Source organism: Nocardioides pacificus (assembly GCF_054775955.1).
This window is the reverse complement of the sequence record NZ_BAAHCI010000005.1, coordinates 204,533-221,504: the sequence shown is the minus strand read 5'-3', so window position 1 is coordinate 221,504 and position 16,972 is coordinate 204,533. Positions and strand designations below refer to the sequence as shown.

The following is a 16,972-nucleotide window of genomic DNA, read 5'->3' as shown; positions in this document are numbered from 1 at the left end:
GCCCGGTTGCGTCCGGGCGCGGTGCTCTACGTCCACCTCCACGAGGCCGCCCTGGCCGGGCTGGTCCCCGGCGTCGCCCGCGTCGAGGACCTCGGCCCCCTCGCCCTCAGCCAGTTGCGTGAGCTGCTGGGGCACACCCAGATCACCCTCAAACCGGTCATCGACCTCCGCGAGAGCACCTCGGTCAACGCCTACGAGCACCCCGTCGCGATGCGCGAGCGGATCACCCTGCGCACCCCCGGCGAGGTGTTCCCCCACGCGACCCGGATCAGCCGCCGCCTCGACCTCGACCACGCCACCCCCTACCGCCACCCGACCGGACGAGACCCCGCCCCACCGGGCCAGACCGGCGAGCACAACACCGCACCCCTGTCCCGCACCACCCACCGCGCCAAGACCCACCTGGGCTACCACCTCACCCAGACCGGCCCAGGCGTCTACCTGTGGCGCACCCCCCACGGCCTGCACCGCCTCGTCGACTCCCACGGCACCCACCCCATCGACGCCCGCACCGCCCACCACCTCACCCACGGCATCCGCACCCACCGCTTCACCTGGCGCCAGCTCCGTGATCACTACGACCCTGGAACGGACCCGCCCGCAGACGCGAGGCGCTAACTTCGATCCATGGGCACCGGGCCGGCGGGCGGGATCCTCCGCTTCCTGCCGGGGGTGGCACAGGCACGCGACTACGAGCGCGGCTGGCTGCGCGGCGACGTCCTGGCGGGCATCACGGTGGCGTCCTACCTGGTGCCGCAGGTGATGGCCTACGCCGAGGTGGCCGGACTCCCCGCAGTGGCCGGACTCTGGGCGATCCTCGCGCCCCTCGTCGTCTATGCCCTCCTGGGGTCGTCGCGGCAGCTCTCGGTGGGGCCGGAGTCCACGACGTCACTGATGACGGCGGCCGCAGTGGGGGCTCTGGTCGGCGGAGCGGGGGTCCGCTATGCCGAGGCCGCGGCCGCGTTGGCCGTCGTCGTGGGAGCGCTGTGCCTGCTCGGGTGGCTGGGCCGGCTGGGGTTCCTCGCGGACCTGCTGTCGCGCCCCGTGCTGATCGGCTACATGGCCGGGATCGCCGTCCTCATGATCGTCAGCCAGCTCGGCACGCTGACCGGGATCGACGTGGAGGGCGACTCGAGCCTGGCGAAGGTCCGCTTCGTGGCCGAGCGCGTCAACGAGACGCACCTGCCCACGCTGATCCTGGCGGTCCTGGTGCTCGCGCTCCTCGTCATCGCCCACTGGGCCTTCCCGCGCGCGCCCGGCCCACTCATCGCGATGCTGCTCGGAGCGGCGGCGGTGGCGGTCCTCGGCCTCGAGTCCGACGGGATCGCGGTCGTCGGCGACATCCCTCGCGGCCTGCCCGGCCCGCAGATCCCCGACTTCAGCGGGCTGGCCTTCGCCTCGCTGGTCCCGGCCGCCGCGGGCGTGATGGTGGTGGCCTACTCCGACAACGTGCTCACCGGTCGCGCGTTCGCGACCAAGCGGCACGAGAGCATCGACAGCGACCAGGAGTTCCTGGCCCTCGGTGTGGCCAACGTCGCGGCCGGCCTCTTCCAGGGCTTCCCTGTGAGCAGCAGCGGCAGCCGCACCGTGATCGGCGACGCGATGGGGAGCCGCACCCAGCTCTACTCCCTGGTCGCGCTGGTCACGGTCGTCACCACGATGCTGCTCTTCAGCCCGGTGCTCGCGGCCTTCCCGACCGCGGCCCTGGGGGCGGTCGTCGTCTACGCCGCGCTCCGCCTGATCGACCTCGCCGAGCTGCGCCGGATCGCGCGCTTCCGGGGCTCGGAGCTGGTGCTGGCACTCTCGACCACGACCGCCGTGCTGCTGCTCGGCGTGCTCCCCGGCATCGGCGTCGCCGTCGCCCTGTCGCTGCTCGACCTGCTCCGCCGGATCGCGAAGCCGCACGACGGTGTCCTCGGCTATGTGCCCGGCCTCGCCGGCATGCACGACATCGACGACTACCCCGAGAGCAGGCGGGTGCCCGGGCTGGTCGTCTACCGCTATGACGCGCCGCTCTTCTTCGCCAACGCCGAGAACTTCCGTCGCCGGTGCCTGGCCGCGGTCGCCGACGCGGACACGCCCACCGAGTGGCTCCTGCTCAACGCCGAGGCGATCGTCGAGGTCGACCTGACGGCCGTGGACGCCCTCGACGACGTACGACGAACGCTCGCGCAGCAGGGCGTGGAGTTCGCGATGGCGCGCGTCAAGCAGGACCTGCGCGATGCACTTCAGGCCGCCGACTTCGTCGAGAAGGTGGGGCCGGGCCGCATCTTCATGACGCTGCCGACGGCCGTGGCGGCCTACGAGGAGTGGTACGCCGAGCGCCACGGCTTCCCGCCCGCCCTGAAGCCCCCGCCCTGAAGCCCCCGCCCTTGAGCCGCCGGCCCTGAAGCCCCCGATCAGAACCGGTCGGCCACCGCCGCGGCCCGCGCGCCGTACCCGCCGCCGAACATGCACGCGTGCACGAGAAGCGGATGCAGCTGGTGCAGCCCCTGCCGGTCGGGCCAGTCGGGCTCGAGCGGCCGGCCGCGGGCGGCGGACTCGTCGACGTAGGCCTCGAGCACGCGCTGCAGGTTCGGCAGCCCGAAGAGCGCCAGCATCGCGAGGTCGCTCTCGCGGTGTCCGCCGTGGGCGGCCGGATCGATGAGGTACGTCGTGCCGTCGCCGCCCCAGAGCACGTTGCCGCTCCACAGGTCGCCGTGCAGGCGGGCCGGGGGCTCCTCGGGGACCAGGGCGGGCAGTCGCCGCACCAGCCGGTCGATCTTCGCGGCCTGCTCGTCGGTGACGGCGCCGCGCCCGTGCGCGAGCTTGAGGTAGGGCAGCACCCGCCTGGTCGCGAAGAACTCCGCCCACGTGGGCGCCGGCCGGTTGGGCAGCGGGAGCAGGCCGATGAAGCCGTCGTGCTCCGCGCCGTACGTCGGGTTCCCGGCGAGGTGGGTGGCGGCCAGGGCCCGGCCGAGCGACGTGGCGGCGTCGGTGGTGGCCTTGCCGGGCTCGATCCAGCGCAGGATCAGGCAGTCGTCCGCGGCCGCGAGGAGCTCGGGGACCGCGACCCCGCCGGCCGCCGCGAGCCAGCGCAGGCCCCGCGCCTCGGCGGCGAACATCCCGTCCGGAGGGTGGGGGTGGGTCTTCATCAGCGCGACCCGACCGTCACTGAGCCGCAGTCGGGTGGCCGTCGCGACGTCACCGCCGGCGACGGGGGCCGTGGCCGCGACGGCGCAGCCGAGGAGCTCCTCGGCGCGACGGGCGACCAGCGGCTGGCGGGTCACCCTGACGCGTCCCGCTCCAGCATGGTGGACAGCGCTGCGACCAGGGCGGCGCTCGTCCGCTCGACCATCCCCAGCACCTCCTCGAAACCCTCGTCCCCACCGTAGTACGGGTCCGGGACCTCCCCGCCGGGCTCGCGCGGGTCGAAGTCACGGAACAGCCGGACCCGGTCGATGTCGCTGGACACCGCCAGATCGAGGATGTCGGCCAGATTCTGGGCGTCCATCGCCAGCACGAGGTCGTGCTCCTCGAGCCAGACCGACGCGAACTGCCTTGCGCGGTGCCGCGTCGCGTCGTACCCGGCGGCGGTCAGGCTGGCCGCCGCCCGCCGGTCCATCGGCTTGCCGACGTGCCAGTCGGCGGTGCCGGCGCTGAGCACCTCGACCCGGTCGGCGAGCCCGGCGTCCGCGACGCGCTGGCTCAGCACCACGTCGGCCATCGGCGAGCGGCAGATGTTGCCGAGGCAGACGAGCACGATGCGGTACGGCGTGCCGTCCCCCAGGGGAGCGGGCAGCTTCGGCCCACGCGTCGGGTCAGGCATCGGGTCAGTCATCGTCGACGGCGACGTCGATGAAGCCGGTCACGAGCGTGATCACCAGGGCCGCCAGCAGCGCGGTCCAGAAGCCCTCGACGTGGAAGCCCACGTCGACCTGCTCGGCGACCCATGCCGTCAGCTTGAGCATGAAGGCGTTGATGACCAGCAGGAACAGCCCCACGGTGAGCACGATGAAGGGCAGCGAGAAGAACTTCACGACCGGCTCGACGAAGACCGTCACGATGCCGAGGATCAGCGCCACGAGCAGCAGCGGCCCGATCTTGTCGGTGAGCTCGTCCTGACCCGAGGTGGGACCGTCGAACCAGATCCCGTCGAAGAGCAGAGCGGCCACGGCCACGGCGGCCGCGTTGGTCAGCAGCCAGAGCAGGAACTTCGTCACGTGGGCGATCCTAGGCTCAGCCCCAATGCCCAGATGATGTCGCGCTCGGCGTCGGCGAGGTGCTGGTCGAGGTAGTCCGCGGCCGCGTCCACCTCGTCGGCCTCGAGCAGCAGCACCAGCTGGGTGTGCGAGTCGGCCTGGTCGTGGGCGTTGCGGCGGATCCGGTCGATCTGGGCGAGCGCCAGCTTGAGCTCGGTGACGAGGTTGTCGGCCAGGTGGATCAGCCGGGGCGAGCCCAGCAGCCCGACGAGGGAGACGTGGAAGGTCAGGTGCCGCTCGTTGAGCTCCTGGTAGGACGCCCCCTCGCGCACGGCGTGGGTGTAGGCCTCGAGCGTTGTGCGTACGGCGCGACGGTCCTCCGGCGCGGCCTCACGCCAGTGGCGGACACCGGCTCCCTCGAGCACGGCGCGGGCGCGGATCACGTCCCGGACCGAGTCCGGGTGGGTGGTCGCGACGGAGACGCCCCGGTGCGGCTCCCGGGTGGCGATGCCCTCGGCGACCAGGATCGCCAGCGCCTCGCGGACCGTGGAGCGGGCCACCCCGAGCGACTCGGCCAGGGCGACCTCGCGCAGCGGCGTACCGGAGGCGAGCTCGCCGTCGAAGACCGCTCGGCGCAGCTCGCCGACCGCCCGGTCGACGGTCGAGGAGTGGTCCAGGCGCAGCGTGCCGAACTGGTCGGTCATGGCTCTCTTCTGCTCGCTGAGGGGGTTCCGTCACATTGTCCGACAACAATTTGCCACGCGCACCCCGGTCCCGCACACTGGGTCGTCTGATTGTCAGACAATCGGACGACCTGCCGCCACGAGATGACCCTGAAGGGGATGAACATGACCGACCGCGCACCCGACACGACCGCACTGGCCTGGGGCCGCCACTACGCGATGGTCCGCCCCGACCACTTCCGGGTCGACTACGTGATCAACCCCTTCATGGACGTGCGCGACCAGCCCGACCCCGAGCGCACCCAGCAGCAGTGGGCCACGCTCGTCGAGACGCTGCGCACCCTCGGCGCCGAGGTCGACGTCATCGAGCAGCGCGCCGACGCGCCGGACATGGTCTATGCGATGAACCTCGGCCTCGGCGTCGTCCGCCCCGACGGTGGCCGCCACGTGGTGATGTCGCACATGCGCTTCCCCGAGCGCCGGATGGAGGGCGCCAGCGCCCAGCCGTGGTTCGCCGAGCGCGGCTGGACCACGTCGTACGTGGGTCGCGACGGCGTCGGCGCGCACTTCGAGGCCGGCGACGCCTTCGCGTTCGGTGACGCCCTGGTCGTCGGCTACGGCCCGCGCACCGAGGAGCTCGGCCTCAAGCACCTCGCCGCCGAGCTCGACGTCCGGGTCCGCGGTGTGCGGATCACGCACCCGGGGATGTACCACCTCGACCTCGCCTTCCACCCGCTCGACGCGCGCCGGGCGATGGTCTGCCCGTCTGCCTTCGACGAGGCCAGTGCGCAGGCGCTGCTCGACCTGGTGCCCGAGCCGCTCGTGCTCACCGAGGAGGAGGCGCTGACGTTCTGCGCCAACTCCGTCGTGATCGGCCGCACCGTCGTGATGCCGGCCTGCCCCGACCGGGTCCGCGCCCAGCTCGAGGAGTGGGGCTTCGAGATCGTGCTGCTCGACCTGTCGGAGTTCCACAAGGGCGGCGGCTCGATCCGCTGCCTGACCAACCCGCTCGACGTCACCCTCGGGCGCGACCTGCCGCTGGTCCCCGGCGGCGAGGTCGTCATCCCGGCCGGCGACGCCGAGGTCGCTGCCTGACCCCGAGGAGTGCGACGCACCAGGGGGACGGCGCTAGCCTCGCCGCCATGACAGTCATGGCGGCGAGCGGGGTCCCGGTGGGCGGGGTCGAGTTCATGGTGCTCGGCGCCGCCGTCTCCGGGGTCTTCTTCGCGCTCGTCGCGCTGCTGCTGCGGCGCTGGGTCGGCTGGGTCACCGGCTGGGCGCTGCCCGGACTGCTCTGGTCGCTGGTGGTCATCGCGCTGGTCACGCTGATCCCGGCCCAGGCGGCCACCGACGTGGTGTCGGCGGACGGCCGCCTGCCGGGCTGCTCGTGGGACATCGGCGGGCCCGCCCCCGAGGGCTTCTGGATCTTCGACGGTGGTCAGCGCACCCTCAACACCGCGCTGTTCGTCCCGTCCGGCGTGCTGCTCGTGCTGACCGCCGCGCGCTGGCGCGCGGGCTGGCTGCTGGTGCCCCTCGGGCTCGGCCTGCTCGCGGCCTACTCGGCCGGCATCGAGTACACCCAGCTCGAGCTGGCCCGCATCGACCGCGCCTGCGACGTCACCGACGTCGTCGACAACGTCACCGGAGCCATCCTCGGCGTGGGGATCGGGCTGGCTCTCGCGGTGGTGCTCCGACCGTGGCAGTTCCGCCGCGACTGGCGGCCCCGGCGCTGAGGCGGGGGGACTAGCCTGACCCGCATGCCCGAGCAGCAGACCCCCCAGCCCCGCCCCAACGTCGGGCGGATCCCGGCCTACGTGCCCGGCCGGCCGCCGACAGCGCGCCCGGGGATCACGACGTACAAGCTCTCCTCCAACGAGAACCCCTACCCGCCGCTGCCGGGCGTGGTCGAGGCGGCGCACCGCGCGGTGGCGGAGATGAACCGCTATCCCGACATGGGCAACGCGGCGCTCTACGCCGCGCTCGCCGAGCGGCTCGGCGTGCCGGCCGAGGACCTGTCGGCGGCCACGGGCTCGGTCGCGCTGATCTATCAGCTGCTCAACGCCTTCTGCGAGCCCGGCGACGAGGTCGTCTATGCCTGGCGCTCCTTCGAGGCCTACCCGATCGCGGTGGCGGCCGCGGCGGCCACGTCCGTGCAGGTGCCCGTGACGGCCGACGGGCGCCACGACCTCGACGCGATGGCGGACGCGGTCACCGAGCGCACCAAGGTGGTGCTGGTCTGCACGCCCAACAACCCCACCGGCCCCTCGGTCGCGCAGGCCGAGCTCGACGCGTTCCTGTCCCGGGTGCCGTCGCGGGTGCTGGTCGTGGTCGACGAGGCCTACACCGAGTTCGTCCGGATGGCCGACCCGATTGACGCGATCGCGACCTACCGCGCCCACCCCAACGTCGTCGTGACGCGCACGTTCTCCAAGGCCTACGGCCTGGCCGGCTTCCGGGTCGGGTACGCCGTGGCGCAGGCGCCGCTGGCGGCCGCGCTGCGCGCCGTCTCGCTGCCGTTCGGGGTGTCGGGCGTCGCCCAGGCGGCGGCGATCGCCTCCCTCGAGGCGGAGCCGGAGCTGCTCGAGCGGGTCGAGGCGCTGGTGGCGGAGCGGGCCCGCGTGGTCGACGCCCTGGCCGGCGCCGGCTGGGACGTGCCCGAGGCGCAGGGGAACTTCGTCTGGCTCGCGCTGGGAGAGCGGACCGCGGAGTTCGCCGCGGCCGCCGAGGAGGCCGGCGTCACGGTCCGCCCGTTCGCCGGCGAGGGGGTCCGCGTGACGATCGGCGAGACCGAGGCCAACGACCGGCTGGTCGAGGTCGCCCGCGGCTTCGCCGGCTGAGGCCGGCCCGTGGGGAGGCGTCAGCGCCGGGCCGAGTCCTCCGCCTCGGCCGGCGTCTCGGTCCGGGGCTGCGCGGGCCGGCGGTCCATGCCCTGGAAGGCCGGGTCGACCGCGGGCGCCATCGTCGCGACGAGGTAGGCGGCACCGCACGCGACCAGCGCCCAGCCCAGCCCCAGCCAGCTCACCAGGACGCCCGCCATCAGGGCCCCGAAGGGGATCCCCAGGTAGCACAGCGCGGTGGTCAGCGAGGTGACCCGGCCGACGAGGTGCGAGGGGATGCGCTCGAAGATCACCGCGCCGAGGACCGGGTTGATGAAGCCCGCCGCGGCGCCGCCGACGACGCTGACCGCCAGCACCGCCCACAGCGGCGACTCCAGCGCCAGGACGACGAAGCGTGGCGCCCCGCAGAGCAGGAACGCGAACAGGTAGGTGCGGAACCGCGGGAGTCGGGCCCCCCAGGCGGCCGCGGCCAGCGACCCCGCGATCGAGGCGCCGCTGAACACCGCGAAGACCAGGCCGACCACGCCCGCGCCGGCCCCCGACTCCTTCGCCCACACCGGCACCAGCAGCCCGGAGTAGGCCATGTCCAGCAGGTTCGTCACCGCCACCATCGCCGAGATCGCGACCAGCACCCGGTCGCGGCGCAGGAAGTCCCAGCCGACGCGGAGGTCGCTCCAGTAGCCGTGGGACCCGTCAGCCGTCCCCTGCTGCGTCGTACGACGCGGTGGGCCCACGCGCCGGGTCGACCAGGCGAGCACCAGCGCCGCCACCCCGAACGACAGGGCGTCGACGATGAGCGCGTTGGCGGCGCCGACCAGTGCCACCAGCCCGCCGGCGAGGGCGGCGCCGAGCATCCCGGCCGTCCGCTCCACGGTCGAGGAGAGTCCGGTGGCCCGCTCCAGGGGGATCCGTGCATGCTCCACCAGGACCGGGACGTAGGCGTGCTTGGCCGCGTCGCCGGGGCCGCGGAAGGCGCCGGCGAGGGCGACCAGCACGAGCAGCAGCGGGAAGCTGAGCAGGTCGAGGCCGTGCAGCAGCGGGATGGAGCCCACGAAGAGCACGCTCGCCAGGTCGCAGCCGATGCTCACCCGGCGCGGACCGAGCCGGTCGATGATCGGGCCGCCGAGTGCCTTGAGAAGCACCAGCGGGGCCATCTCGGCGAAGGCGACGAGTCCGGTCTGGGTCGCGCTGCCGGTGGTGGTGAGCACGAACCAGGGGATCGCGATCATCGACACCCGGGTGCCGGTGAGCGAGATCGCCTCCGAGGTCAGCCACCCGTAGAGCGGGACGTGGTGGCGAGCGACGCTCAACGCTCCTCCTCGGCGGGGCCCTCAGCTGCGGCCTCGGCCGGACCCTCGGTCGCGATCCGCCCGGGCCGCGGGAAGGCGTGCAGCACGACGGTGTAGTCGGCGGCGCCGTCCTCGCCCGGCTCCTCCTCCACGTCCTCGACCACGGCCACGAGCGCCTCCAGCAGCGCCTGCGCCCGGGCCGGGGTGAGCCGGACGCTCCAGTCGCTCAGCGTCGAGGCCCCCTGCCACGCGGCCGGCACCAGCGGACGCTCCTCGACCGCACGCTGCAGCATCTCGGTGTGCACGACCGCGACCGCCTGGGCGAAGGCGTCGTGGGCCTCGCGCTCCTCCGGCGCGGCGGGCGGGTTGGTCCGCGTGGACTGGTGGGCGGCCTTCCACCAGCGGTCTCGGCCGTTGCCGCGCTCGGCGTCGTCGACCACGAAGCCGTGCTGCGCGAGCTGGCGCAGGTGGTAGGACGTCGCGCCCGAGTTCATCCCGAGCCGGGCCGCGAGCGTGGTGGCGGTGGCCGGCCCGTCCGAGCGCAGCAGCCCCAGGATCCGCAGGCGGACGGGGTGGCTCAGCGCTTTGAGGGCGGTGGCGTCGGGGGTGATCGAGGAGAGCTGCATCGGCCCAGACTAGATCGCACAGGAGTGTTTGCAAAGAGGTCTTTGTGATCCGATGTAGGTGTCCGCTGGCACCATGGGCGCATGAGCGACCACACCCCGACGTACGTCGAGAAGGGCAAGCCCTTCGACCGGGACATGAACTACATCCCGGACCGGATCACGCGCGACGGGCGCGACGGCTGGCCGGTCGAGCCGGGCCGCTACCGCCTGATCGCGGCCCGGGCCTGCCCCTGGGCCAACCGGTCCATCATCGTGCGCCACCTGCTCGGACTCGAGGACGTGATCTCGCTCGGCACCCCCGGCCCGACCCACGACTCCCGCAGCTGGACCTTCGACCTCGACCCCGGCGGCGTCGACCCGGTGCTGGGCATCGAGCGGCTGCAGCAGGCCTACTTCGCGCGCTTCCCCGACTACCCGCGCGGGATCACCGTGCCGGCGATGGTCGAGGTGAGCAGCGGCAAGGTGGTCACCAACGACTTCCCGTGGATCACCCACGACCTCTTCTTCGAGTGGAGCGAGTTCCACAAGCCCGACGCGCCCGACCTCTGGCCCGACGAGTGCCGCGAGGAGATGGAGGAGGTGATGCAGCGGATCTTCACCGAGGTCAACAACGGCGTCTACCGCTGCGGGTTCGCCGGCTCCCAGGACGCCTACGAGGCGGCCTACGACCGGCTGTGGACGGCGATGGACTGGCTCGAGGAGCGCCTCACGACGCGCCGGTTCCTGATGGGCGACGCGATCACCGAGGCCGACGTGCGGCTGTTCACGACGCTGGTGCGCTTCGACCCCGTCTATCACGGCCACTTCAAGTGCAACCGCAACAGGCTGAGCGAGATGCCGGCGCTGTGGGGCTATGCCCGCGACCTGTTCCAGACCCCGGGGTTCGGCGAGACGATCGACTTCGAGCAGATCAAGGCGCACTACTACGTCGTGCACACCGACATCAACCCGTCCGGGATCATCCCGAAGGGTCCCGACGTGACGGACTGGACCAGCGAGCACGGGCGGGCGTCCCTAGGCTGAACCCATGGGTGCAGGGCACGGGCACGGGGCTGGTCACGGGGGAGGACACGCGCGGGGGCGCGCAGCCGACCGCACCCGGCTGAAGGTGGTCCTGCTCGTCACCGGCGTCGTCCTCGTCGTCGAGCTGGTCGGCGCCTGGGTCACCGGGTCGCTGGCCCTGCTGGCCGACGCGGGCCACATGGCCACCGACGCCGGCGCGGTCGTGCTGGCCCTCGGTGCGTCGTACGTCGCGGGGATGGCGCCCGGGCCGCGCTCGACGTTCGGCTACCACCGCGCCGAGATCCTCGCGGCGCTGCTCAACGCGCTGGTGCTGCTCGGGGTCTGCGGCTACGTGACCTACGCCGGCATCTCCCGGCTGGCCGACCCTCAGGAGGTCGACGCCGCACCGATGATCGCCTTCGCGGCGGTCGGTCTGGTGGCCAACGCGGTGTCGTTGCTGGTGCTCAGCCGGTCGGACACGGGCTCGCTCAACCTGCGCGGCGCGGCGGCGGAGGTGCTCGCCGACCTGTGGGGATCGGTGCTGGCGGTGGCGGCCGGCGTCGTCATCCTGACCACCGGCTTCCTGCGCGCGGACGCGATCGCCTCGCTGCTGATCGCCGTGCTGATCCTGCCGCGGGCCTATGCGCTGGCCAAGGAGTCGGTCGCGGTGCTCCTCGAGATCGCCCCCGCCGACCTGGAGCTCGACGACGTACGGCGACACCTGCTGGCGATGCCCGGCGTCACCGACGTCCACGACCTGCACGCCTGGACGATCACCAGTGGGCTGCCCAGCCTCTCGGCGCACGTCACCGTCACCGACGAGGCGCTCGCCGAGCACGGCCTCGGCGGGATCCTGGACCGGCTGTGCAGCTGCCTGGCCGCCGACTTCGACGTGCGCCACGCGACGTTCCAGGTCGAGCCGGAGAGTCACCTCGAGCACGAGGACCTCGGCGAGGCCCACTGACCGGCCCATCGGCGGGGCCCACCAACCGGCAGGCTCAGCCGCGGGCGTCCTTCGCGGCCTCCTCGCCCAGGCGCTTGAGCGTCCCCTCGATGCCGCGCAGGTTGCGCTTCGGGATGCCGAGCAGCTCGTAGACCTTGGCCTGCACCCCCGGCACGCTCGCGTAGTCGAAGCTCTCGGTGACCAAGGTGTCCTCACCGGCGGGCTCGAGCACGTAGCGCCACACGTGGCCACCGGGGTGGCGCCACGCGATCCGGCGACCCTCCTCGAACTCCACCACCTTGCTGGTGATCCGGTAGGGCGCGCCCATCTTCATGTCCATCCCGAAGCGCGCGCCCTGGCTGAGCCGCTCGGGACCGCCGCTGCGGGCGTCGCGGACGGTGCCCGAGCCATCGATGCGGGAGTGCTGGCGAGGGTCGGCGAGGATCTCGAAGATGGTGGACGGCGGCGCGGCGACGGTGGCCGTCGACGACACGATGCGTGAGGTCATGCTTCGACTCTAGGGGGCGCTCCCCGAGGGGTGATTCGCGCGCGGGGGACGAGAGCGATACGTTCTCCCTGAGTGCACGAATGTGGTGCCGCTCACACTGTTAGGCCGGGTTCGACGGCACACCACCCCCGTGTCGGCGTCACCCGCTTCCCCTCCGGCGACGGGAACCCCGTCGGCGGTGACACGAAGGAGTGGATCGTGAGCCACACGCAGCCGTTCGGGCCCGACCTCGTCGAGGTGTTCGGCCCCTCGCAGCACGATGGCGGACCGGAGCTGATCCAGCTGCTGACCCCCGAGGGTGAGCGCGTCGAGCACGCGGACTTCGCCTTCGGCGCCGGCCTGTCCGCCGACGAGGACGCGGAGATGGTCCGCGGCTTCTATCGCGACATGGTGCTCACCCGGCGCATCGACACCGAGGCCACCGCGCTGCAGCGCCACGGCGAGCTCGGCATCTGGGCCCAGCTGCTCGGCCAGGAGGCCGCCCAGATCGGCGCCGGCCGCGCCCTGCGCCCGCAGGACTACGTCTTCCCGACCTACCGCGAGCACGGCGTCGCCTGGTGCCGCGGGGTCGACCCGCTCGACCTGCTCGGCCTCTTCCGCGGTGTCGACCAGGGCCGCTGGGACCCGGCGGAGAAGAACTTCGGGCTCTACACGATCGTGATCGGCGCCCAGACCCTGCACGCCACCGGCTACGCCATGGGCGTCCAGCGCGACGGCGCCGTCGGCACCGGCGACCCCGACCGCGACACCGCGGTCGTCGCCCACTTCGGCGACGGCGCGTCCTCGCAGGGCGACGTCAACGAGGCCTTCATCTTCGCCGCGTCCTACAACGCCCCGGTCGTGTTCTTCTGCCAGAACAACCAGTGGGCGATCTCCGAGCCGATCGAGCGACAGAGCCGGATCCCGCTCTACCAGCGCGCGCTCGGCTTCGGCTTCCCCGGCGTGCGCGTCGACGGCAACGACGTGCTCGCGACGTACGCCGTCACGCAGGCGGCGCTGCAGCGGGCCCGCGACGGCCAGGGCCCCACGCTGGTCGAGGCCTACACCTACCGGATGGGCGCCCACACCACGACCGACGACCCCACGCGCTATCGCGTGAGCGACGACGTCGAGCGCTGGAAGCTCAAGGACCCGATCGCGCGGGTGCAGGTCTACCTGACCCGCAACGGGCTGGCCGACGACGCGTTCTTCGACGCCGTCAAGGCCGAGGCCGACGACCTGGGGGCGCGACTGCGCGACGGGTGCCGGGCACTGCCCGACCCGGACCCGCTGAGCATCTTCGACCACGTCTTCGCCGAGCAGACCGCCGAGCTCGCCGAGCAGAAGGCCGGCTACGCGGCGTACCTCGAGAGCTTCGAGACCGAGGGGGCCCACAAATGAGCACCAGGATCACCCTGGCAAAGGGTCTCAACATGGGTCTGCGCCGCGCGATGGAGGACGACCCCAAGGTCCTGCTGATGGGCGAGGACGTCGGCAAGCTCGGCGGCGTCTTCCGGATCACCGACGGCCTGCAGAAGGACTTCGGCGAGGACCGCGTCATCGACTCGCCGCTCGCCGAGTCCGGGATCGTCGGCACCGCGGTCGGGCTCGCGATGCGCGGCTACCGCCCGGTGGTGGAGATCCAGTTCGACGGGTTCGTCTATCCCGCCTACGACCAGATCGTCTGCCAGGTCGCGAAGCTCAACTTCCGCAGCCAGGGCAAGGTCCCGATGCCGATCGTGATCCGGATCCCGTTCGGCGGCGGCATCGGCGCGGTCGAGCACCACTCCGAGTCGCCGGAGGCGCAGTTCGCGCACACGCCCGGCCTCAAGGTCGTCGCGTGCTCCAACCCGGTCGACGGCTACTGGATGATCCAGCAGGCCATCGCCTGCGACGACCCGGTGATCTTCCTCGAGCCCAAGCGGCAGTACCACGCCGACAAGGCCGAGCTCGACGAGACGCAGTCCCTCAGCAGTGCCGCCCCGCTGTTCGCCTCGCGCGTCGTACGCCGCGGGTCCGACCTCACGCTGATGGCCTACGGGCCGATGGTGAAGACCTGCCTCAAGGCGGCCGAGGTCGCCGCGGGCGAGGGCAAGTCGGTGGAGGTCATCGACCTGCGCACGCTCTCGCCGCTCGACATGGGCCCGGTGCTGGAGTCGGTGTCGCGCACCGGCCGCGCTGTGGTCGCCCACGAGGCGCACGTCAACCTCGGCATGGGCGCGGAGCTGTCCGCGCGGATCACCGAGCAGTGCTTCTACTCCCTGGAGTCGCCGGTGCTGCGCGTGGGCGGCTTCGACACCCCCTACCCGCCGTCGCGGATCGAGGAGTCCTTCCTCCCTGACGTCGACCGGGTGCTCGACGCCGTCGACCGTTCCCTCGAGTTCTGAGCAGGAGAGCCGTCCATGCCTGAATACCTGCTGCCCGACGTCGGCGAGGGCCTCATCGAGGCCGAGATCGTCTCCTGGAAGGTCAAGGTCGGCGACGTCGTCGAGATCAACGACGTCGTCGTCGAGATCGAGACCGCCAAGTCGCTGGTCGAGCTCCCCTCGCCGTACGCCGGAGAGGTCACCGCCCTGCTCGTCGAGGAGGGCCAGACCGTCGACGTCGGCACCCCGATCATCGCCATCGGCGAGCCCGCCTCACAGCCGGCGGTCGAGCAGGTCGCGCAGCCTTCGCCCAGCAGCTCGGACCCCATCGACACCAACGTCCCCCCGGAGGGCAACCCCACCCTCGTCGGCTACGGCCCCCGCGAGGTGGTCGCCCGCCGCCGCGCCCGCAAGGGCTCCGCCTCCCCGTCCACCGAGGCGGCCGCCGCCACCCAGATGCAGGTCCAGGGCGCCTTCTCCGCCGGCGGCGCCCAGTCCGACGCCGTCGTGGAGTCCGACGAGCCCGCCGTCCCCGCCACCCCAGCCCCACCCACCACCCCGCGACCCGTCACTCCCTCGACCGACACGCCGGGGTCTGGCGGCGCCAGTGACGGGTCGGCGCGGATGCTGGCCAAGCCGCCGGTCCGCAAGCTGGCCAAGGACCTCGGCGTCGACCTCTCCTCGCTGACCCCCACGGGCCCGCACGGCACCGTGAGTCGAGCGGACGTTGAGCAGGCGGCGAGCGGCGCCGCGCAGACGTCGTACGACGCGCCGCGGGCGGCAGCGAGCAGCGCCGAGCGCGAGCGCCGCGAGCCAGTCAAGGGCGTGCGCAAGATGATGGCCAACGCGATGGTCGGCTCCGCGTTCAGCGCGCCGCACGTCACCGAGTGGGTCACCGTCGACGTCACCGCGACGATGGAGCTCCTCGAGCGGCTCAAGGGTCGGCGCGAGCTCCGTGACCTCAAGGTGTCGCCGCTGCTGGTGCTGGCGCGCGCCGCGATCCTCGCGATGCGACGCACGCCCGAGATCAACTCGTGGTGGGACGAGGCGGCCCAGGAGGTCGTCTACAAGCGCTACGTCAACCTCGGCATCGCCGCCGCCACACCGCGCGGGCTCGTCGTACCCAACGTCAAGGACGCGCAGGACCTCTCCCTGCCCGAGCTGGCCACAGCGCTCGGCGAGCTGACCGCGACCGCCCGCGAGGGCCGCACCCAGCCGGCCGAGATGAGCGGCGGCACGTTCACGATCACCAACGTCGGCGTCTTCGGCGTCGACGCGGGCACGCCGATCATCAACCCGGGTGAGTCGGCGATCCTGTGCTTCGGTGCGGTCCGCAAGCAGCCGTGGGTGGTCGAGCGGGACGGCGTCGACGAGATCGCCGTCCGCCAGGTCACGACGCTGGCGCTCTCCTTCGACCACCGCCACATCGACGGGGAGAAGGGCTCGCGGTTCCTGGCCGACGTCGCCGGGATCATGGAGGACCCCGGCAGCGCGCTGCTCTTCTGAGCGGAGGGGTCGCCCTGCGCCCACCCGTCTGGTAGATCAGTCAGATGCCCTCCACCACGTCTGAGCGTGAGATCACCGAGCCCGTCGACCTGTGCCTGCCCAACGGGCGGCTCAACCGGAAGGCGATCGGCTGGACGCGCACGCCGCTGCACCGGGCCAACCTGCAGGGGTGGGGGCGCACGAAGCGCTGGGAGTACTGGGGCATCATCACCCCGACCCACGTGGTGGGGCTGGTGGTCTCGTCGCTGGACTACGCGGGGGTGCACGGCATCTACCTCCTCGACCGCGCGACCGGGCAGGAGCGCACCGTCGACGCGACCGTGCCGCTGGCCCGCGACGTGACGCTGCCCGACCGCAGCGGGGAGGGTACGGCGCGGGGCGCGGACGTCGGGCTGGAGATCGTGTTCGACCAGACGCCGTCCGGCACCCGGATCCGGGCCGTCGCGGTCGGGATCGACATCGACCTGATGGCGCCCGTGGTCCCCGGCCAGGAGTCGCTGGGCGTGGTGGTGCCGTGGAGCGACCGGCTCTTCCAGTACACCGTGAAGGACATCGCCCGCCCGGTGAGCGGACGGATCGTCGTGGCCGGGAAGGCCCACGAGGTCGACCCGGCCCGCTCCTTCGCGGTCCTCGACCATGGGCGGGGTCGCTGGCCCTACTCGATCACCTGGAACTGGGCGGCAGGCAGCGGCGTGGTCGGCGGGCGCCGCCTGGGCATCCAGCTCGGCGGCAAGTGGACCGACGGCACCGGGTCGACCGAGAACGCCCTGCTCGTCAACGGCCGGCTGCACAAGATCGGCGACGACCTGATGTGGGACTACGACCGCGACGACTGGATGCGGCCCTGGCACATCCGCGGCCGTCGGGTCGAGGCCACCCTCACGCCGTTCCACGAGCGGGTGGCCCGCAGCAACCTCGGCATCGTCGGCGCCGAGACCCACCAGCTCTTCGGGCACTTCAGCGGGTGGGCCTCGACTGACGACGGCGCGACGGTGGCCCTCGACGGCCTGGTCGGCTGGGCCGAGGAGGCCCGCAACCGCTGGTGAGACCCC

The 16,972-nt window shown here is 72.5% G+C and carries 17 protein-coding genes and 1 pseudogene; 11 read left to right on the top strand and 7 right to left on the bottom strand.

Going from position 1 to position 16,972, the window contains the following annotated elements:
- A pseudogene (locus ACYU7L_RS03610) lies at positions 1–618 on the top strand (hypothetical protein); the annotation flags it as partial.
- A 9-nt stretch (positions 619–627) separates the two neighbouring features.
- Positions 628–2,361: a SulP family inorganic anion transporter gene (locus ACYU7L_RS03605; RefSeq protein ID WP_460793856.1), complete on the top strand. Its 1,734-nt coding sequence runs from the start codon at positions 628–630 to the stop codon at positions 2,359–2,361.
- Between the two features lie 38 nt (positions 2,362–2,399).
- Here ACYU7L_RS03605 and ACYU7L_RS03600 read toward each other — a convergent pair whose 3' ends face one another.
- The 4 genes from ACYU7L_RS03600 to ACYU7L_RS03585 are packed head-to-tail and all read right to left on the bottom strand — an operon-like array spanning position 2,400 to position 4,885.
- On the bottom strand, positions 2,400–3,269 hold the full coding sequence (locus ACYU7L_RS03600) for a fructosamine kinase family protein (protein ID WP_460793855.1): 870 nt from the start codon (positions 3,267–3,269) through the stop codon (positions 2,400–2,402).
- A complete protein-coding gene (locus ACYU7L_RS03595; protein ID WP_460793854.1) occupies positions 3,266–3,808 on the bottom strand; it encodes a low molecular weight protein-tyrosine-phosphatase in 543 nt (180 codons plus the stop codon). Before ACYU7L_RS03595 ends, ACYU7L_RS03600 begins: the two co-directional genes overlap by 4 nt.
- Before the next feature lie 4 nt (positions 3,809–3,812).
- Positions 3,813–4,202, bottom strand: a complete 390-nt coding sequence (locus ACYU7L_RS03590) for a phage holin family protein (RefSeq protein WP_460793853.1) — start codon at positions 4,200–4,202, stop codon at positions 3,813–3,815.
- Positions 4,199–4,885: a GntR family transcriptional regulator gene (locus tag ACYU7L_RS03585; protein ID WP_460793851.1), complete on the bottom strand. Its 687-nt coding sequence runs from the start codon at positions 4,883–4,885 to the stop codon at positions 4,199–4,201. The genes ACYU7L_RS03590 and ACYU7L_RS03585 overlap by 4 nt, the downstream gene beginning before the upstream one ends.
- A gap of 144 nt (positions 4,886–5,029) precedes the next feature.
- On the opposite strand from ACYU7L_RS03585, the gene ACYU7L_RS03580 reads away from it, so the two are divergent.
- The 3 genes from ACYU7L_RS03580 to hisC are packed head-to-tail and all read left to right on the top strand — an operon-like array spanning position 5,030 to position 7,701.
- Entirely contained in the window at positions 5,030–5,959 is a 930-nt protein-coding gene (locus ACYU7L_RS03580) for a dimethylarginine dimethylaminohydrolase family protein (RefSeq protein ID WP_460793850.1), read from the top strand.
- A 47-nt stretch (positions 5,960–6,006) separates the two neighbouring features.
- Positions 6,007–6,597 carry a VanZ family protein gene (locus ACYU7L_RS03575; RefSeq protein ID WP_460793849.1) on the top strand — a complete coding sequence of 197 codons (591 nt, stop codon included), beginning with the start codon at positions 6,007–6,009 and terminating at the stop codon, positions 6,595–6,597.
- 24 nt (positions 6,598–6,621) lie between these two features.
- Complete coding sequence (gene hisC / locus ACYU7L_RS03570) at positions 6,622–7,701, top strand: histidinol-phosphate transaminase (RefSeq protein WP_460793848.1); 1,080 nt, start codon at positions 6,622–6,624, stop codon at positions 7,699–7,701.
- Between the two features lie 20 nt (positions 7,702–7,721).
- On the opposite strand, the gene ACYU7L_RS03565 is transcribed toward hisC, so the two are convergent.
- Together ACYU7L_RS03565 and ACYU7L_RS03560 are read right to left on the bottom strand one after the other, a co-directional pair.
- The gene (locus ACYU7L_RS03565; protein WP_460793847.1) at positions 7,722–9,011 is read right to left on the bottom strand and encodes an MFS transporter; all 1,290 of its coding nucleotides are present in this window, start codon (positions 9,009–9,011) and stop codon (positions 7,722–7,724) included.
- Positions 9,008–9,616 (bottom strand): ArsR/SmtB family transcription factor, encoded by a 609-nt coding sequence (locus ACYU7L_RS03560; protein WP_460793846.1) that lies wholly within the window; start codon positions 9,614–9,616, stop codon positions 9,008–9,010. The genes ACYU7L_RS03565 and ACYU7L_RS03560 overlap by 4 nt, the downstream gene beginning before the upstream one ends.
- Positions 9,617–9,697: 81 nt before the next feature.
- On the opposite strand from ACYU7L_RS03560, the gene ACYU7L_RS03555 reads away from it, so the two are divergent.
- Complete coding sequence (locus ACYU7L_RS03555; RefSeq protein WP_460793845.1) at positions 9,698–10,639, top strand: glutathione S-transferase family protein; 942 nt, start codon at positions 9,698–9,700, stop codon at positions 10,637–10,639.
- Positions 10,640–10,643: 4 nt separating this feature from the next.
- Positions 10,644–11,582 carry a cation diffusion facilitator family transporter gene (locus tag ACYU7L_RS03550; protein ID WP_460793844.1) on the top strand — a complete coding sequence of 313 codons (939 nt, stop codon included), beginning with the start codon at positions 10,644–10,646 and terminating at the stop codon, positions 11,580–11,582.
- 34 nt (positions 11,583–11,616) lie between these two features.
- On the opposite strand, the gene ACYU7L_RS03545 is transcribed toward ACYU7L_RS03550, so the two are convergent.
- Positions 11,617–12,069, bottom strand: coding sequence for an SRPBCC family protein (locus ACYU7L_RS03545; RefSeq protein WP_460793843.1), 453 nt, complete (start codon positions 12,067–12,069; stop codon positions 11,617–11,619).
- A 237-nt stretch (positions 12,070–12,306) separates the two neighbouring features.
- Between ACYU7L_RS03545 and pdhA the strand changes: the two genes are divergently transcribed.
- The 4 genes from pdhA to ACYU7L_RS03525 are packed head-to-tail and all read left to right on the top strand — an operon-like array spanning position 12,307 to position 16,966.
- Entirely contained in the window at positions 12,307–13,449 is a 1,143-nt protein-coding gene (pdhA, locus tag ACYU7L_RS03540) for a pyruvate dehydrogenase (acetyl-transferring) E1 component subunit alpha (RefSeq protein WP_460796564.1), read from the top strand.
- Positions 13,446–14,435: an alpha-ketoacid dehydrogenase subunit beta gene (locus ACYU7L_RS03535; protein ID WP_460793842.1), complete on the top strand. Its 990-nt coding sequence runs from the start codon at positions 13,446–13,448 to the stop codon at positions 14,433–14,435. The genes pdhA and ACYU7L_RS03535 overlap by 4 nt, the downstream gene beginning before the upstream one ends.
- Before the next feature lie 15 nt (positions 14,436–14,450).
- Positions 14,451–15,920 carry a dihydrolipoamide acetyltransferase family protein gene (locus ACYU7L_RS03530; protein ID WP_460793841.1) on the top strand — a complete coding sequence of 490 codons (1,470 nt, stop codon included), beginning with the start codon at positions 14,451–14,453 and terminating at the stop codon, positions 15,918–15,920.
- A gap of 44 nt (positions 15,921–15,964) precedes the next feature.
- The gene (locus ACYU7L_RS03525) at positions 15,965–16,966 is read left to right on the top strand and encodes a DUF2804 domain-containing protein (protein WP_460793840.1); all 1,002 of its coding nucleotides are present in this window, start codon (positions 15,965–15,967) and stop codon (positions 16,964–16,966) included.
- Positions 16,967–16,972: the final 6 nt, after the last annotated feature.

Coding starts and splice junctions, on each gene's coding strand:
- ACYU7L_RS03605 (WP_460793856.1), top strand. CDS start 628: ATGGGCACCGGGCCGGCGGGCGGGATCCTCCGCTTCCTGCCGGGGGTG.
- ACYU7L_RS03595 (WP_460793854.1), bottom strand. CDS start 3,808: ATGCCTGACCCGACGCGTGGGCCGAAGCTGCCCGCTCCCCTGGGGGAC.
- ACYU7L_RS03585 (WP_460793851.1), bottom strand. CDS start 4,885: ATGACCGACCAGTTCGGCACGCTGCGCCTGGACCACTCCTCGACCGTC.
- ACYU7L_RS03580 (WP_460793850.1), top strand. CDS start 5,030: ATGACCGACCGCGCACCCGACACGACCGCACTGGCCTGGGGCCGCCAC.
- ACYU7L_RS03575 (WP_460793849.1), top strand. CDS start 6,007: ATGACAGTCATGGCGGCGAGCGGGGTCCCGGTGGGCGGGGTCGAGTTC.
- hisC (WP_460793848.1), top strand. CDS start 6,622: ATGCCCGAGCAGCAGACCCCCCAGCCCCGCCCCAACGTCGGGCGGATC.
- ACYU7L_RS03560 (WP_460793846.1), bottom strand. CDS start 9,616: ATGCAGCTCTCCTCGATCACCCCCGACGCCACCGCCCTCAAAGCGCTG.
- ACYU7L_RS03555 (WP_460793845.1), top strand. CDS start 9,698: ATGAGCGACCACACCCCGACGTACGTCGAGAAGGGCAAGCCCTTCGAC.
- ACYU7L_RS03550 (WP_460793844.1), top strand. CDS start 10,644: ATGGGTGCAGGGCACGGGCACGGGGCTGGTCACGGGGGAGGACACGCG.
- ACYU7L_RS03545 (WP_460793843.1), bottom strand. CDS start 12,069: ATGACCTCACGCATCGTGTCGTCGACGGCCACCGTCGCCGCGCCGCCG.
- ACYU7L_RS03535 (WP_460793842.1), top strand. CDS start 13,446: ATGAGCACCAGGATCACCCTGGCAAAGGGTCTCAACATGGGTCTGCGC.
- ACYU7L_RS03530 (WP_460793841.1), top strand. CDS start 14,451: ATGCCTGAATACCTGCTGCCCGACGTCGGCGAGGGCCTCATCGAGGCC.
- ACYU7L_RS03525 (WP_460793840.1), top strand. CDS start 15,965: ATGCCCTCCACCACGTCTGAGCGTGAGATCACCGAGCCCGTCGACCTG.